Source organism: Paracoccus spongiarum (assembly GCF_030732095.1).
GTDB lineage: Bacteria > Pseudomonadota > Alphaproteobacteria > Rhodobacterales > Rhodobacteraceae > Paracoccus > Paracoccus spongiarum.
This window is the reverse complement of sequence record NZ_JAVAMQ010000009.1, coordinates 44514-59140: the sequence shown is the minus strand read 5'-3', so window position 1 is coordinate 59140 and position 14627 is coordinate 44514. Positions and strand designations below refer to the sequence as shown.

Genomic DNA, 14627 nt, shown 5'->3' with positions numbered 1-14627 from the left:
CCCGCCTCCCTCCTCCCCGGGGCCGCCGCGAAAAGACATAGCCGCCCCGCATGCGGCACCCGATTGCGCCCGCCCTCCCTCCTCCCTGGCCGGGCGCAGGCGGCAAGGCCCCTCCTCCTCCCTGGGCGTTGCCGCACCCCATAGCCGCCTCATTTGCGGCACATCGATGCGACGGGCCCCCTCCTCCTCCCTCCCGGGGCGCGCTCGCAGGCGGTGTCGGCCCCTCCTCCCTGGCCTGCACCGCACCCCATACGCGGCCCTCCCTCCTCCCCGGGCCAGCGTTGAGCGGCGGCACCCCCTCCTCCTCCCTGGGTGCCGCCGCAATCCTCCTCGACACGATGAAATCTTTCCTGCCCCGTCCCGACAGGCTATCTGGGCGCGATGCTGAGCTATCAACACGCCTATCACGCCGGGAATGCGGCCGATCTGCACAAGCACGCGCTGCTGGCGTCGGCGTTGGACTACCTGACCCGCAAGGCCAAGCCGCTGAGCTACCTGGAAACCCATGCCGGGCGCGGGCTGTACAGGCTGGACGCCCCCGAGGCGCTGAAGACCGGCGAGGCGCAGGCGGGGATCCTGAGGGCCGATGCGCAGGGCTGGCTGCCCGCGAACCATCCCCTGCTTCGGACGGTCCGCGCGGTGCGGACACGGCACGGCGCGGCAAGCTATCCCGGCTCGCCGCTGATCGCGGGCCAGTTCCTGCGCCCGGGCGACACTGCGCATCTGGCCGAATTGCACCCGGCCGAACACGCGGCACTGGCCGAGGTCGCAGGGTTCGCCACGCTGCACGCCAGGGACGGTTTTGACATGGCGCAGGCGGTCTGTCCGCCGACGCCGCGCCGCGGCCTGCTGCTGATCGACCCCAGCTACGAGGTGAAGACCGATTACACGGCGATCCCGCGCCAGATCGGGCTGCTGGCGCGCAAGTGGAATGTTGGCGTGATCGCGTTGTGGTATCCGCTGCTGGCCGATGGGCGGCACGCGCCGATGCTGGCGGCGCTGGCGCAAGCCTTCCCCGATGCGCTGCGATCCGAGGTCGGCTTCGCGCCCGCGCGTCCGGGCCATGCGATGATCGGATCGGGGTTGTGGGTGCTGAACGCGCCCTTCGGCCTGGCCGACGAGGCCGCGCGGCTCGAGCAGATGTTCCGCCGCCACGGCTGACGGGTTCGGGGATTCCCTCGGCCCGACCGCTGTGGCATGATCCACGCTGCCAACAGCCACGGTCCGCCCATGCCACAGCGACTTTCCATCAGCGCCACCATCTTCTTTGTCCTGACGCTGTGTCTGGGCCTCTATTTCGCCTTCGCGGCGGTGCAGGGCCCGTCGGGCATCCTGCGCCGCATCCAGATCGAATCCGAGACCGCCGAGATCGTGGCCGAGCGCGACGAATTGCGCGTCGAGGTGGACCGCATGCAGAACCTGACCCGGCGCCTGTCCGACGACTTCCTCGATCTGGACCTTCTGGACGAGCGCGCGCGCGAGGTCCTGGGACTGGTGCGCGCCGACGAAATCATCCTGCGCTGACGGCCTCTGGCGGCGGCCCGCCGGCGCGCCGGGTTTCGCGCATTGCACCCCCCGAAGCGATGCGCTAGGGATAGTTTAACGCTGAACTATCCCGAACCAGCTGCCAGGAGGAATGCCCGCATGGCCAGAAGACCCGCAGGCGGCACCGCCGCGCCGTCCAACACGTCCAAGGACGAGCTGCTCAAATATTACCGCGACATGCTGCTGATCCGGCGATTCGAGGAGAAGGCCGGGCAGCTTTACGGCATGGGTCTGATCGGCGGCTTCTGCCATCTCTACATCGGCCAGGAAGCGGTGGTCGTGGGCCTCGAGGCGGCCGCGAAAGAGGGCGACAAGCGCATCACCTCGTATCGCGATCACGGCCACATGCTGGCCTGCGGCATGGACCCCAACGGCGTGATGGCCGAGCTGACCGGGCGCGAGGGCGGCTATTCCAAGGGCAAGGGCGGCAGCATGCACATGTTCAGCCGCGAAAAGCACTTCTATGGCGGCCACGGGATCGTCGCGGCGCAGGTGCCGCTGGGCGCGGGGCTGGCCTTCGCCGACAAGTATCTGGGCAATGACAACGTCACCTTCACCTATTTCGGCGACGGCGCCTCGAACCAGGGCCAGGTCTACGAGACCTACAACATGGCCGAGTTGTGGGACCTGCCGGTGATCTTCGTGATCGAGAACAACCAGTATGCCATGGGCACCTCGATGAAGCGGTCCACCAAGTCCACGACGCTGTTCGGGCGCGGCGAGGCGTTCGGTATCCCCGGCGAGCAGGTCGACGGCATGGACGTGCTGGCGGTGAAGGCCGCGGGCGAGAAGGCGGTGGCGCACTGCCGCGCCGGCAAGGGACCCTATATCCTCGAGGTGATGACGTATCGCTATCGCGGCCACTCGATGTCGGACCCGGCGAAGTACCGGACCCGCGAGGAGGTGCAGAAGATGCGCGATGAACGCGACGCCATCGAACATGTCCGCGACCTGATCCTGCAGGGCAAGCATGCCAGCGAGGACGACCTCAAGGCGATCGACAAGGAGATCAAGGAGATCGTCAACGAGTCGGCCGAATTCGCCAAGGAAAGCCCCGAACCCGCGCTGGACGAACTGTGGACCGACATCTACGCCGACGACCTGCCGCAGGGCAGCGCCGAAGAACACGCCTGAGGGAGGGTGAACGAGAATGGCAACCGAAATCCTGATGCCCGCCCTGTCGCCGACGATGGAAGAGGGCACGCTGGCGAAATGGCTGAAGAAGGAAGGCGACGCGGTCAAGTCCGGCGACATCATCGCCGAGATCGAGACCGACAAGGCGACGATGGAATTCGAGGCCGTGGATGAGGGCATCCTCGGCAAGATCCTCATTGCCGAGGGCACCCAGGGCGTGGCCGTCAACACGCCCATCGCCGTGATGGTCGAGGAAGGCGAAAGCGCGGACGACATCAAGGCGCCCGCCGCCAAACCCGCCGCCGCGCCCGCCGAGGCGAAGGCCGAAAGCCCTGCCGCATCCGCCGTCGAAGAGGTCAGAACCCCCGAGCCCGACCGCAGCCCCGACTGGCCCGAAGGCACGAAGATGAAGACCATGACCGTGCGCGAAGCCCTTCGCGAGGCCATGTCCGAAGAGATGGAGCGCGACGAGACCGTGTTCCTGATGGGTGAGGAAGTCGGCGAATACCAGGGCGCCTACAAGATCAGCCAAGGGCTTCTGGACAAGTTCGGCCCGCGCCGCGTGGTGGACACCCCGATCAGCGAGATCGGCTTTGCGGGCATCGGCACCGGCGCCGCGCTGGCCGGCCTGCGCCCGATCGTCGAGTTCATGACCTTCAACTTTGCCATGCAGGCCATCGACCACATCATCAACTCGGCCGCCAAGACGCTTTACATGTCGGGCGGGCAGATGGGCTGCCCCATCGTGTTCCGCGGCCCGAACGGCGCGGCCGCGCGCGTCGCGGCCCAGCACAGCCAGGACTATTCGGCCTGGTATGCGCAGATCCCCGGTCTCAAGGTGGTGATCCCCTACAGCGCAGCCGACGCCAAGGGCCTGCTGAAGCAGGCGATCCGCGATCCGAACCCGGTGATCTTCCTCGAAAACGAGATCCTCTATGGCCGCAGCTTCGAGGTGCCGGACATGGACGACTTCACCATCCCCTTCGGCAAGGCCCGCATCGCGCGGTCGGGCAGCGACGTGACCATCGTCAGCTTCGGCATCGGCATGGCCCATGCGCTGGAGGCCGCCGACAAGCTGGCCCAGGACGGCATCGAGGCCGAGGTGATCGACCTGCGCACCCTGCGCCCGCTGGACTACGGCACGATCATCGAGTCGGTCAGGAAGACCAATCGCTGCGTGACCGTCGAGGAGGGCTTCCCCGTCGCCTCGATCGGCAACCACATCTCGGCCTACATCATGGAAAACGCCTTCGATCATCTGGACGCCCCGGTGATCAACTGCACCGGCAAGGACGTGCCCATGCCCTATGCCGCCAATCTTGAAAAGCACGCCCTCATCACCCCGGCCGAGGTGGTCGAGGCGGTCAAAAAAGTCACCTACAGGTAAGGGAGCGACGCGATGCCCACAGAAATCCTGATGCCCGCGCTGTCCCCGACCATGGAGGAAGGCACGCTGGCCAAATGGCTGGTGAAGGAGGGCGACGAGGTCAAGTCCGGCGACATCCTCGCCGAGATCGAGACCGACAAGGCGACGATGGAGTTCGAGGCCGTGGACGAAGGCAGGATCGGCAAGATCCTCGTCGACGAAGGCAGTGCCGCGGTGAAGGTGAACACGCCCATCGCCGTGCTGCTGGAGGACGGCGAAAGCGCCGATGACATCGGCAGCGCCGCGCCGAAAGCCGCGCCAGCAAAGGCCGACGACAGCCAGGCCCATCCGAACGATTCCGGCCAGAAGGTGACGCGCGCCGAAGGTGGCGCGGCTACCGCTCCGGCGCCCTCGTCGGACAAGGGCGGGCGGGTCTTTGCCTCGCCCCTCGCCCGCCGGATCGCGGCCGAGAGGGGGCTGGACCTCTCGGGCATCACCGGATCGGGTCCGCGCGGGCGGATCGTCAAGGCCGACGTTGAAGGTGCCGGCTCCGGCGCCGCGCCGGCCAAGGCCGCAGGCGCGCCCGCCGCTGCCGCTGCCGCCGCCGCGCCCGCCGCTGCCGCCGCCGCGCCGAAAGGCGCTTCGGCCGACGCCATCGCCAGGATCTATGCCGACCGCGAAACGCAGGAGGTGCAGCTGGACGGCATGCGCCGCACAATCGCAGCGCGCCTGACCGAAGCCAAGCAGACCATCCCGCATTTCTACCTGCGCCGCTCGGCCAAGCTGGACGAGTTGATGAAGTTCCGGGCCACGCTGAACAAGCAACTGGAAGGCCGCGGGGTCAAGCTGTCGGTGAATGACTTCGTTATCAAGGCTTGCGCCCTGGCCCTGCAGGAGGTGCCCGACGCCAATGCCGTCTGGGCGGGCGACCGGATCATCAAGCTGAAGCCGTCGGACGTGGCCGTCGCTGTCGCGGTCGAGGGCGGGCTGTTCACGCCGGTGCTGAAGGACGCGCAGCAGAAGACCCTCTCGACCCTGTCGGCCGAGATGAAGGACCTGGCAAACCGCGCCAAGACCAAGAAGCTGGCCCCGCATGAATATCAGGGCGGCAGCTTCGCGATCAGCAATCTGGGCATGTTCGGGATCGAGAATTTCGACGCCGTCATCAATCCGCCGCATGGCGCGATCCTCGCGGTCGGGGCGGGCATCCAGACCCCGGTGGTCGAGAATGGCGAGGTGGTGATCCGCAACGTCATGTCGATGACGCTGTCGGTCGATCACCGCGTGATCGACGGGGCACTTGGCGCGCAACTGCTGCAGGCCATCGTCGGGCATCTGGAAAACCCGATGGGCATGCTGGCCTGAGCCGGCGCGGGCCCGCACGCTGCCGCGCAAGATCGCACGGACAAGAAAGGGGGCCGCGAGGCCCCCTTTGCGCATTGACGGCGATGCCGGGCGCGACCCGGGGGGGGGGGCGGGGGGACGCGGTCCCCCCGTCCGTCGCGGGACGCAATCAGGCCAGCGCCTCCTCGATGGCACCGACAAAGGCCTTCAGGTCGCCCGGATCGCGGCTGGTGATGACCCCGCGATCGGCGACGACCGCCTCGTCCACCACCTCGGCCCCGGCATTGCGCAGGTCCGTGCGGATCGAGCCATAGCCGGTCATCCGCCGACCCTGCGCAAGCCCCGCCTCGACCAGCAGCCAGGGCGCGTGACAGATCGCCGCGACCGGCTTGCCCGCCTCGGCAAAGCCGCGGATCAGCCCGATCGCCTTCTCGTCCTGGCGCAGCGTGTCGGGGTTGATGACGCCGCCCGGCAGGACCAGCGCGTCATGCGCCCCCGCCTCCGCGGCACCGATCGTCGCGGTCGCCTGGACGGCCTTGCCCCAGCCATCCTTGCCCCACGCGCGAATCTCGCCGGTTTCGGGCGCGGCAACGGCAACCTCGTGGCCTGCCGCCTTCAGAGTCTCCAGCGGCACGAACAGTTCGGACTGCTCGAAGCCGTCGGATGCCATGATCAGGACCCTGGCCATGATCGCCTCCTTTCCTTTCGTTGTGTCGGGGGCCCAATGCGCCCCGGCAGCATCGGGTTCCGGGCGCGGCCTATTCGGCAGGCGCCTGGCGCGCCCGGTTCAGGCCGATCCGACGCGCGATCCAGCCGAACACCCGCCCCTGCGCGCCGTGGATCGCCGAGAACAGCGAGGGCACGAACAGCAGCGACAGCACCGTGGACAACAGCAGCCCGCCGATCACCGCGATCGCCATCGGCGCACGGAACTCGCCGCCCTCGCCGGTGGCCAGCGCCGAGGGGATCATGCCCGCGCTCATCGCGATGGTGGTCATCACGATGGGCCGCGCCCGCTTGTGCACCGCGTCCAGAATCGCCTCGCGCTTGGGCGTGCCGGCGGCCATAGAGGTCAGTGCGAACTCGACCAGCATGATCGAGTTCTTGGTGACGATCCCCATCAGCATCAGGAAGCCGATCACCACCGCCATGCTGATCGAGTTGCCGGTCACGAACAGCGCCAGGATCGCGCCGCCGATGGCCAGCGGCAGCGACAGCAGGATCGTCACCGGCGTGACGAAATTGTGGAACAGCAGCACCAGCACGACATAGACCAGCATGATCCCGGCGCCCATCGCCGTGCCAAAGGCGCCGAAGACCTCGCCCATGATCTCGGCATCGCCCGCGGCTTGGATGCGCGTGCCGGGCGGCATCTCGACCTGCTCCTGAAGGGCCGTCACCTGCGCGCTCACCGGACCCAGCAGGGCGCCGTCGGCGAGGTTCGCGCTGACCGTCGTCTGATACTGGCGGTCATAGCGCCCGATCTCGGTCGCGCCGGCGGCCAGGGTGACCTCGGCCACGCTGGCCAGCGGTACCTGCCCAGACGAGCTGGGCACCCGCAGGTTCTGGACCTGCATCAGGTCGGCCCGCGCCGCCTGGTTCAGCCGCACCACGATGGGCAGCTGTTCGTCGCCGGTGTTGAACTTGGCGAGGTTTGCCTCGGTGTCCCCCAGGGTGGCGATGCGCAGGGTCGTTGCCATGGCGCTGGCCGTCACGCCAAGCTGAGCCGCGACATCGGGGCGCGGTCGGATCTGGATCTCGGGCCGCTCGAGGCTGGCCGAGGACGACACGCCCTCCAGTTCGGCCAGGCCCGCCATCGCCGCGGCCAGCCTTTCGGCAGCCAGCGCGGCACCCTCCTCGGTCTCGCCCAGCACGCTGATGGTCAGGTCGTTCTGGCCGTTCTCGTTCTGGAAATTGATCCGCATGTCGGGCGTCGGCGCCAGCCGCTGCTTCAACTCGGCCTCCAGCGCGAATTGCGACCGGTCGCGCGTTTCCTTCTTGCCGTAATTGATCATCATCCGCGCGCGGGTCACGTCCGACCCATCGGAATAGGCAAAGACCGACTGCACCTCGGGGGTCCCGGCGATGGCGCGGGTCAGGCGGCGGCCGGCATCCTCGGTCTCGGCGATGGTCGATCCGGGCGGCAGTTCGACCTCGATCTGGCTGCGCCCGACATCCGAGGCCGGAATGAACTCGGTCGGCAGCAGCGTCGCCGACCAGATCGACACCGCGAAGATGCCGACCCCGCCCAACAGCGTCAGCCCGCGATGCCGCATCGTCCAGCGCAGCACCCGCATCAGGACGCGCATGACGGCCCCGTCGCGCGGCGTGTCCTCATGGGCCGTGCCGCGCATGAAATAGGCCGCCATCATCGGCGTGATGATCCGCGCCACCAGCAACGAGAACAGCACCGAGACCGCAACCGTCAGGCCGAACTGCTTGAAATACTGGCCCGGTATGCCACCCATGAAGCTGACCGGCGCAAACACCGCGACAATGGAAAAGCTGATCGCGATGACGGTCAGGCCGATCTCGTTGGCGGCCTCCTCGCTGGCCTCGTAGGGCGGCGCCCCCATGCCGATATGGCGGACGATGTTCTCGATCTCGACGATCGCATCGTCGACAAGGATGCCGGTCACCAGCGTGATCCCCAGAAGGCTGATGCCGTTCAGCGTGAAGCCCAGCCAGTGCATCACGAAGAAGGTGGGGATGATCGACAGCGGCAGCGCGACGGCCGCGATCAGCGTCGCGCGCCAGTTGCGCAGGAACAGGAACACCACGATCACCGCCAGCGCCGCACCCTCGTACAGCGTCTCCATCGCACTGTGATAGCTGGCGGCGGTATAGGTCGTGCTGTCGTCGATCAGGATGATGCGGGTGTTCGGGAAACGGTCCGCGATCTCGGCCAGCTTCGCCTTGGTCGCGTCCCCCGCCGCCAGATCGGATTCGCCCGAGCCGCGATAGACGCCGAAGGCGACGACGGGCTGGCCGTCCAGCAGGGCGAAGGTCCGTTCCTCGCTGGCGCCGTCGATCACCTCGCCCAGCTGGTCCAGCCGGATCGTGCGGCCATTGGCGATGGCGATGGGCGTCGCGGCAAGCTGCGCAACGCTGTCGGCGGCGCCAAGGGTGCGGATCGAATATTCGGTGCCGGCCAGATCGCCGCGCCCGCCCCCCATGTCGATGTTCTTGGCCCGCAACTGATTGGACACATCGGCGGCGGTCAGCCCGTGCGCCAGCAGCCGGTCGGGGTCCAGTTCGACCTTGATCTGGCGCTCGGCGCCGCCGATCCGCGTGGTCTTGGCCACCCCGTCCACGGTCGACAGCTCGCGCCCGATCACGTCATCGACGAATTTCGACAGCCCCTCGATGGTCTGGGTCGGATCGCTCACGGCATAGGTCAGGATCGGAAAGCCGGTCACGTCGACGCGCTGCACGATGGGCTCGCTGATGCTTTCGGGCAGTTCGGCGCGCACATTCGACACCGCGTCCTTCACGTCGTTCACCGCGCGGTCGCTGTCGGTCTCCAGTTCGAATTCGACGGTGATGCTGGCGGCGCTGTCGGTGGCCGACGAGGTGATGTGGCGCACGCCGGTGACCGATGAGATGCTGTCCTCGACGGGGCGGATCACCTGGCTGGTCAGCTCCGACGGCGCCGCTCCGGGCTGGGCGATGCTGACGCTGACGATGGGCAGGTCGATATTGGGCATCGCCGTGACCGGCAGCCGCGAAAAGCTGAACAAGCCGACGACCAGAAGCACCAGGAACAGCGCGATGGGCGGCACCGGATGGCGGATCGACCAGGTGGACATGTTCATGGCCCGGGTGTCCCTGCCTCGGCCGAGCCGGCGGGAGAGGCGACGGCACGCCCGCCCTCGCTGGCGGGCGGCATGGGCGTGGCCATGCCCCCCCACGCCGGGGCCTCGGGCTCGGCCTCCGCGTCCACCGCGCGGACTGCATCGCCGCTGCGAAAGAAGGCGCCGGATCGCGCGATGACCTGATCGCCCTCGGCCAGCCCCTCGACGATCTCGCGCCGGCCCTGCCACAGCAGGCCCGCCCGGACCTCGCGGGTTTCGACCCGGTCGTCGCGCACCAGCTGGACCCGGTCGCCCGAGACATCGGACAGCAGCGCCGTCGCCGGAACCGTCAGCGCCTCGCGGCGCGCGGTGACAACCCAGCCGCTGGCAAAAAGACCAAGGCGCAGTCCGGGCTGCTCGTCGAGGGCTATCCGCATCAGCCCCAGGCGGGTGACCGGATCGACCGAGGCCGGGATCAGGCGCACCCGGCCGGCGACCTCGCCCAGCCCGGCGACCGTGATCTCGGCCGGATCCCCCGCCGACAGCGATTGCAGTGCGGTCTCGATCACCTCGGCCTCCATCTCGATGGCGCCATCGGCGATCAGCGTGAACAGCGGCTGCGCCGAGGCGCCCGACAAGGCGCCGCGCTCGGCCGTGCGCGCGACCACCACGCCGGCGACCGGCGCGGCGATCTGGGCGCGCGACAGGTTCAGCCGCGCGATGCGTCGCGCGGCTTCGGCCTGGGCCAGCGCGGCGCGGGCGACCGCCAGCCCGTCGGCGGCCGATGCGGCGCTGGCACGGGCGCCGGCCTCGGCCGCGACCGCCTGGTCCAGCGCGGCCTGCGAGGCATTGCCGCCCTGGCGCAGCCGCTGCGCGCGGTCCAGCGAGGTCTGCGCCTCCGTCAGCGTGGCGGCCGCGCTGTCGATATTGCTTTGCGCCTGCCCGACGCCGGCCTCGGCACGCTGATACTCGGCCTCGGCCTGCGCAAGCTGCGCGGCCAGCGTATCGGTCGCCAGCCGGGCCAGCACCTGTCCCTGTTCGACATGATCCCCGGCCTCGGCGAGGATCTCGGTAATCTCGAAGCCGCTGACCTGCGCGAACACCTGCACCTGCTGTCGGGCGACCAGCGTGCCCGACACCGGCACGCGGGCCTGCACCTCGGCCGTCTCGACGGCGGCGGTGGTCACCGAGGGCACCGGCCGCTCGGCCGGGGTGGCGGCGCCGTCATCGGCACGCAGCGGGGTCGCAAGCAGCGCAAGGGCCAGAACGCCGGAGAGGATGCGAAACATCGTGAATTCCTGACGGCTTGTACCTCAACGGGTGTTTCAGACACCCCGCGCCACGTCAATCTTGAACCCGACGGCAGGACCGACCGGCTCACCGGACCGTGACCCGGAAAGAGGCCGCATGGGGCTAGAAGCTGACCTCGACCCCCGGCAGGTTCAGCGTTGCGATCAGGTCGCGCAATTCCTGCCGTGCGGCGATGTTCGACATCGACAACTGTTCGGTGCCGATGTCCTTCAGGTCCAGAAGGGTCAGTCCGCGAGGAAAAAGCTCGCGGAAGATCACCCGCTCGGAAAAGCCCGGCGCGACGCGAAAGCCGATGCGCCGCGACAGCGTGGCCAGCGCCCCGCCGACCTTGCGCTTGTTGTGCATGGCCTGCGTGCCCAACCGGTTGCGCAGCACCAGCCAGTCGATCGGCCCGGCGCCGGCCTGCGCGCGCATCTGCCGCGCCGCCCAGACCATCTCGGCATAGATCGAGGGGCCAAGCACCTTACCCTCGGGCGTCAGCCGGGCCAGCAGGTCGAAATCGACGAAGCTGTCGTTCATCGGTGTCAGCAGCGTGTCGGCCACGGTATGCGCCATCTGGCTCAGCTGGGTGTGCGAGCCGGGGCAGTCCAGCAGGATGAAGTCGCATTCGGCCTCAAGCGCGGTCAGCGCCGGGCTGAGCGGATCGGCACCCTGCCCCAGCTGGCCCATCACCGGCATCGGCAGGTCCAGCCCCTTGCGGGCGATGAAGGCGGCCCGGTTTTCGAGATAGCGGCCAAAGCTGCGCTGTCGCACGTCAAGGTCCAGGCCGCCGACACGGTGTCCCATCCGGGCCAGCGCGGTCGCCACATGCATCGAGGTCGTGGACTTGCCCGAACCGCCCTTTTCGTTGCCCACAACGATGATATGCGCCACCGCCCGCCTCGCCCTTGTCCCTCTGGTTGCGCGGACCCTAGCGAGTGCGCCGGGCGAAGGAAAGCCGCGCCATCCGCCCGGCCAGCCGGCCCCTTAGCGGTCGGCCTGCAACAGCAGCGCCAGGGCAACGACCGTGGCGGCAAGCCCCGGCAGCACGATCGCACCGGGCAGCCCCTGGCCCAGCCCCGCCTCGAGTGCGATCACCCAGATCGGCGTCAGGTAGGTATAGGCCATGACCTTCGCGGCGGGCAGCCGCAGCGTGGCGAACTGCACCAGCACGAAGGTCGCCGCGCTGGCGAAGATCGCCACATAAAGCAGGGTGATCCAGACGATGCCGGGCAGATGCGCCCAGTCGGTGACGACGATCGCCTGCCAGCCCCACAGGATCAGCAGCCCCGCCCCCGCCAGCAGCGTGCCAAGGCTGAAGACCAGCGGCGTCTCGCCCCGGTTCAGGCGCCGCACGAGCGGGGTGTACAGCGCATGGGCCGCGCAGCCCGCCAGATAGATCGCCTCGCCGCGGCCCAGTTGCAGCCGCGCCATCGCCGCCAGGTCGCCGCGAAAGATCACCCACAGGGCCCCCAGCCCGCCCAGCAGCAGCGCGGCGGCCATCCGCAGGGTCATGCGCTGGCGCATCAGCAACCAGCCGAAGCCCGCGGCCATCAGCGGCGTCAGGGTGAACACGGCGCCCGCGCTGACCGGCGCGGCGGTCTTGAGACCCTCGAACATCAGCACGAAATAGGATGCGAAGACCCCGCCCAGCAACAGATAGCGCCAAGGGGCCCGGAACGCGGCCGAGGGCACGCCGCCCGGCCCTGCGAGCGCGATGGTGCCGATCACCGCGGCCGCGATAACGAAGCGGGCCGCCGTGATCGCCGCCGGATCGATCAGGTTCGCCGCCCGTGCGCCCAGCGAGAAGGAGCCCGCGACCAGCACCGAGAACAGCAGCATTGCCGCATGGCCGCGCAGCGCCTCGCGTCGGGCAGGCAGGCTCATGGGTGCGCGTCCCGCGGGCGCGATCCGGGCCGCCTCATTGCCGGCCCAGCATGTAGAATTCGTCGTTCGGCCGGATGTCGCCCGCATTCACCAGCCGGTTCGACATCCCGAAGAAGGCGGCGATCGCGCCGATGTCCCAGATCTCGTCCTCCGTGAAGCCCGCCTGCCGAAGGGCGTGGTGATCGGCCTCGACGATATCCTGCGCCGCAAGCGCGACCTTTTCGGCATAGGCCAGCATGGCCTGTTCGCGCGGGCTCAGATCCGCCTTGCGCCAGTTGACCGCCACCTGATCGGCGATCAGCGCGTTCCGGGCGCGGATCCGCAGGATCGCGCCATGCGCGACCACGCAATACTGGCAGCGGTTCAGCCCGCTGGTGGCCACCACGATCAGTTCGCGCTCGGCCTTGCCGAGACCCTCGTCGCGGTCCATCAGCGCGTCGTGATAGGCGAAGAAGGCCCGGAACTCGGCCGGGCGATGCGCCAGCGCAAGGAAGATGTTCGGCACGAAGCCCGACTTCTCGGCGACCGTGGCGATGGCGGCGCGGATGTCCTCGGGCAGGGTCGCGAGGTCGGGGATCGGAAATCGGCTGACGGGCGGGGTCTGGGTCATGGGGTCCTCCTTCGGCGGCAGAGTGCGACAGGCCGCGCGCGAAGGGAAGGCGGCCGGATCAGCCCTGCCGCAGCGCGGCCAGCGCGGCCTGCACCTTCATCGTGCGGTGCAGGTCGACATGGGTGACGAGCCACAGACGCGAATCCCATTCGGGCAGCGACATCACCTCGACCAGCCCCTCGGCCCGGTGGCCCGCGACCAGACCGATGGCGAGGCCCGCGCGGATCGCCGCCTCGCGCGCATCGGCGTCGTTGCTGACCATCGCCGGGCTGCCTGCCGGCACCCGTTCGGCCAGCCAGCGCATCACCGGGGCGCGCTCCGCCTCGGGACCGGGCAGCGCAAGGCGGTGGCGCGCAAGGTCGGTCACGGGGCCATGCCGGTCAAGATAGCCCTGCGTGGCATACAGGCGGTGCTGCACCACCCCCATCGGCCGCACGACATAGTCGGGCTCGGTCGGCTCGGACCCGGCCCGGATCGCGACATGCGCCTCGCCCGCGTCGAGGCGGAACAGGCGCACATCGGTCAGATAGCGCAGCCGAAGGCCGGGGTGGCGGCGCATCAGTTCGAGCAGTCGGGGCATCACCACGTCGCACAGGTCGGGAAGCGAGGTGATGACCAGTTCACCCTCGATCCGCTCGCCCGCGCCGGCGATCTGCGCGGCCATCTGGCCGAAGCGCTCGTCGGCCTCGGTCGCCGCCTTCAGCAGCGCCCGGCCCGGTTCGGTCAGCGCATAACCGCGCGGATGGCGCTGGAACAGCCGCGCCTTCAGCCGCGCCTCCAGCGCGTCGATGCGGCGGATGACGGTCGCGTGATGCACGCCCAGATCGGTGGCGGCGGCACTGACCATGCCCCGGCGGGCCACCGCCAGCGCCACGCGGATGTCGTCCCAGCTGTCGATGTTCATGTGCATCCCCGCACAAAGCTTGCGCAGTTATCGCCATTCCGTTCGATCCTGCAAAGTCCTAAATCCGGATCGACCCCTTGGAAAACCGCAAGAGAACCCCGATGAACATTCTCCACCTCGACAGCGCCATCACCGGCGAGGCTTCGGTCTCGCGCAAGCTGACCGCCGAAATCGTCGCCCGGCTGCTGCGGGCCGACCCGCAGGCCAGCGTCACCTATCGCGACCTCAACGAGGGCGTGCCGGCCATCGACACCGCCTGGTTCAACGCCGTCCGGCTGGCGCCGGAGGACCCGAGCCCCGAACAGCAGGCGCTGATCGACGTGTCCAACGCCTATCTGAAGGACGTGCAGGACGCAGACGTGCTGGTCATCGGCCTGCCGATCTACAACTTCACGCTGACCGCGCAGCTCAAGAACTGGCTGGACCAGATCGCCCGGGCCGGCGTGTCGTTCCGCTATACCGAAACCGGCCCCGAGGGCCTTCTGAAGGGCAAGCGCGCGATCATCGCCTATACCTCGGCCGGCACGCCGATCGGGTCCGAGATCGACCACGCCTCGGGCTATCTGCGCCATATCCTGGGCTTCCTGGGCATCACCGATGTGGAATTCGTCGCCGCCGACCGGCTGGCGATGGATCGCGAGGCGGGCCTTGCCCGCGCGCAGGAGGCTCTGGACCGGCTGGCCGCCTGACCGGCGGCGCGGCGGCGCCGGGACGGGGCGGCGCCCGGCCGCGGCGCCGCCCGGTTGACTCTGC

13 protein-coding genes are annotated in these 14627 nt (G+C 68.9%); 6 read left to right on the top strand and 7 right to left on the bottom strand.

Going from position 1 to position 14627, the window contains the following annotated elements; translation table 11 throughout:
* Positions 1-381: 381 nt before the first annotated feature.
* The 5 genes from rlmJ to Q5Y72_RS11205 all read left to right on the top strand — a co-directional run bounded on the left by rlmJ (position 382) and on the right by Q5Y72_RS11205 (position 5410).
* Positions 382-1161, top strand: a complete 780-nt coding sequence (gene rlmJ / locus Q5Y72_RS11225) for a 23S rRNA (adenine(2030)-N(6))-methyltransferase RlmJ (RefSeq protein ID WP_305963516.1) — start codon at positions 382-384, stop codon at positions 1159-1161.
* A 69-nt stretch (positions 1162-1230) separates the two neighbouring features.
* The gene (locus Q5Y72_RS11220) at positions 1231-1524 is read left to right on the top strand and encodes an FtsB family cell division protein (RefSeq protein WP_305963515.1); all 294 of its coding nucleotides are present in this window, start codon (positions 1231-1233) and stop codon (positions 1522-1524) included.
* A 120-nt stretch (positions 1525-1644) separates the two neighbouring features.
* The gene (pdhA, locus tag Q5Y72_RS11215; RefSeq protein ID WP_305963514.1) at positions 1645-2679 is read left to right on the top strand and encodes a pyruvate dehydrogenase (acetyl-transferring) E1 component subunit alpha; all 1035 of its coding nucleotides are present in this window, start codon (positions 1645-1647) and stop codon (positions 2677-2679) included.
* A 16-nt stretch (positions 2680-2695) separates the two neighbouring features.
* Positions 2696-4066, top strand: a complete 1371-nt coding sequence (locus Q5Y72_RS11210; RefSeq protein ID WP_305963513.1) for a pyruvate dehydrogenase complex E1 component subunit beta — start codon at positions 2696-2698, stop codon at positions 4064-4066.
* A gap of 12 nt (positions 4067-4078) precedes the next feature.
* Positions 4079-5410, top strand: a complete 1332-nt coding sequence (locus tag Q5Y72_RS11205; RefSeq protein ID WP_305963512.1) for a pyruvate dehydrogenase complex dihydrolipoamide acetyltransferase — start codon at positions 4079-4081, stop codon at positions 5408-5410.
* A 148-nt stretch (positions 5411-5558) separates the two neighbouring features.
* Here Q5Y72_RS11205 and Q5Y72_RS11200 read toward each other — a convergent pair whose 3' ends face one another.
* From Q5Y72_RS11200 to Q5Y72_RS11170, 7 genes are all read right to left on the bottom strand, one after another.
* Positions 5559-6077: a type 1 glutamine amidotransferase domain-containing protein gene (locus tag Q5Y72_RS11200; protein WP_305963511.1), complete on the bottom strand. Its 519-nt coding sequence runs from the start codon at positions 6075-6077 to the stop codon at positions 5559-5561.
* Positions 6078-6147: 70 nt separating this feature from the next.
* Positions 6148-9204, bottom strand: a complete 3057-nt coding sequence (locus Q5Y72_RS11195) for an efflux RND transporter permease subunit (RefSeq protein ID WP_305963510.1) — start codon at positions 9202-9204, stop codon at positions 6148-6150.
* A complete protein-coding gene (locus Q5Y72_RS11190) occupies positions 9201-10472 on the bottom strand; it encodes an efflux RND transporter periplasmic adaptor subunit (RefSeq protein WP_305963509.1) in 1272 nt (423 codons plus the stop codon). The genes Q5Y72_RS11195 and Q5Y72_RS11190 overlap by 4 nt, the downstream gene beginning before the upstream one ends.
* 124 nt (positions 10473-10596) lie before the next feature.
* A complete protein-coding gene (locus Q5Y72_RS11185) occupies positions 10597-11367 on the bottom strand; it encodes a division plane positioning ATPase MipZ (protein ID WP_305963508.1) in 771 nt (256 codons plus the stop codon).
* Between the two features lie 93 nt (positions 11368-11460).
* Complete coding sequence (locus tag Q5Y72_RS11180; RefSeq protein WP_305963507.1) at positions 11461-12360, bottom strand: DMT family transporter; 900 nt, start codon at positions 12358-12360, stop codon at positions 11461-11463.
* A gap of 34 nt (positions 12361-12394) precedes the next feature.
* On the bottom strand, positions 12395-12970 hold the full coding sequence (locus tag Q5Y72_RS11175) for a peroxidase-related enzyme (protein ID WP_305963506.1): 576 nt from the start codon (positions 12968-12970) through the stop codon (positions 12395-12397).
* A 58-nt stretch (positions 12971-13028) separates the two neighbouring features.
* The gene (locus Q5Y72_RS11170) at positions 13029-13874 is read right to left on the bottom strand and encodes a LysR family transcriptional regulator (RefSeq protein WP_305963505.1); all 846 of its coding nucleotides are present in this window, start codon (positions 13872-13874) and stop codon (positions 13029-13031) included.
* Between the two features lie 101 nt (positions 13875-13975).
* Between Q5Y72_RS11170 and Q5Y72_RS11165 the strand changes: the two genes are divergently transcribed.
* Positions 13976-14563 (top strand): FMN-dependent NADH-azoreductase, encoded by a 588-nt coding sequence (locus Q5Y72_RS11165; RefSeq protein ID WP_305963504.1) that lies wholly within the window; start codon positions 13976-13978, stop codon positions 14561-14563.
* The last annotated feature ends 64 nt before the right edge of the window (positions 14564-14627 follow it).

Excerpts from the sequence above, each read along its gene's own strand:
- Q5Y72_RS11165 (WP_305963504.1), top strand. The coding sequence starts at position 13,976 with ATGAACATTCTCCACCTCGACAGCGCCATCACCGGCGAGGCTTCGGTC.
- Q5Y72_RS11200 (WP_305963511.1), bottom strand. The coding sequence starts at position 6,077 with ATGGCCAGGGTCCTGATCATGGCATCCGACGGCTTCGAGCAGTCCGAA.
- Q5Y72_RS11170 (WP_305963505.1), bottom strand. The coding sequence starts at position 13,874 with ATGAACATCGACAGCTGGGACGACATCCGCGTGGCGCTGGCGGTGGCC.
- Q5Y72_RS11180 (WP_305963507.1), bottom strand. The coding sequence starts at position 12,360 with ATGAGCCTGCCTGCCCGACGCGAGGCGCTGCGCGGCCATGCGGCAATG.
- Q5Y72_RS11210 (WP_305963513.1), top strand. The coding sequence starts at position 2,696 with ATGGCAACCGAAATCCTGATGCCCGCCCTGTCGCCGACGATGGAAGAG.
- rlmJ (WP_305963516.1), top strand. The coding sequence starts at position 382 with ATGCTGAGCTATCAACACGCCTATCACGCCGGGAATGCGGCCGATCTG.
- Q5Y72_RS11195 (WP_305963510.1), bottom strand. The coding sequence starts at position 9,204 with ATGAACATGTCCACCTGGTCGATCCGCCATCCGGTGCCGCCCATCGCG.
- Q5Y72_RS11190 (WP_305963509.1), bottom strand. The coding sequence starts at position 10,472 with ATGTTTCGCATCCTCTCCGGCGTTCTGGCCCTTGCGCTGCTTGCGACC.
- pdhA (WP_305963514.1), top strand. The coding sequence starts at position 1,645 with ATGGCCAGAAGACCCGCAGGCGGCACCGCCGCGCCGTCCAACACGTCC.
- Q5Y72_RS11205 (WP_305963512.1), top strand. The coding sequence starts at position 4,079 with ATGCCCACAGAAATCCTGATGCCCGCGCTGTCCCCGACCATGGAGGAA.
- Q5Y72_RS11175 (WP_305963506.1), bottom strand. The coding sequence starts at position 12,970 with ATGACCCAGACCCCGCCCGTCAGCCGATTTCCGATCCCCGACCTCGCG.
- Q5Y72_RS11220 (WP_305963515.1), top strand. The coding sequence starts at position 1,231 with ATGCCACAGCGACTTTCCATCAGCGCCACCATCTTCTTTGTCCTGACG.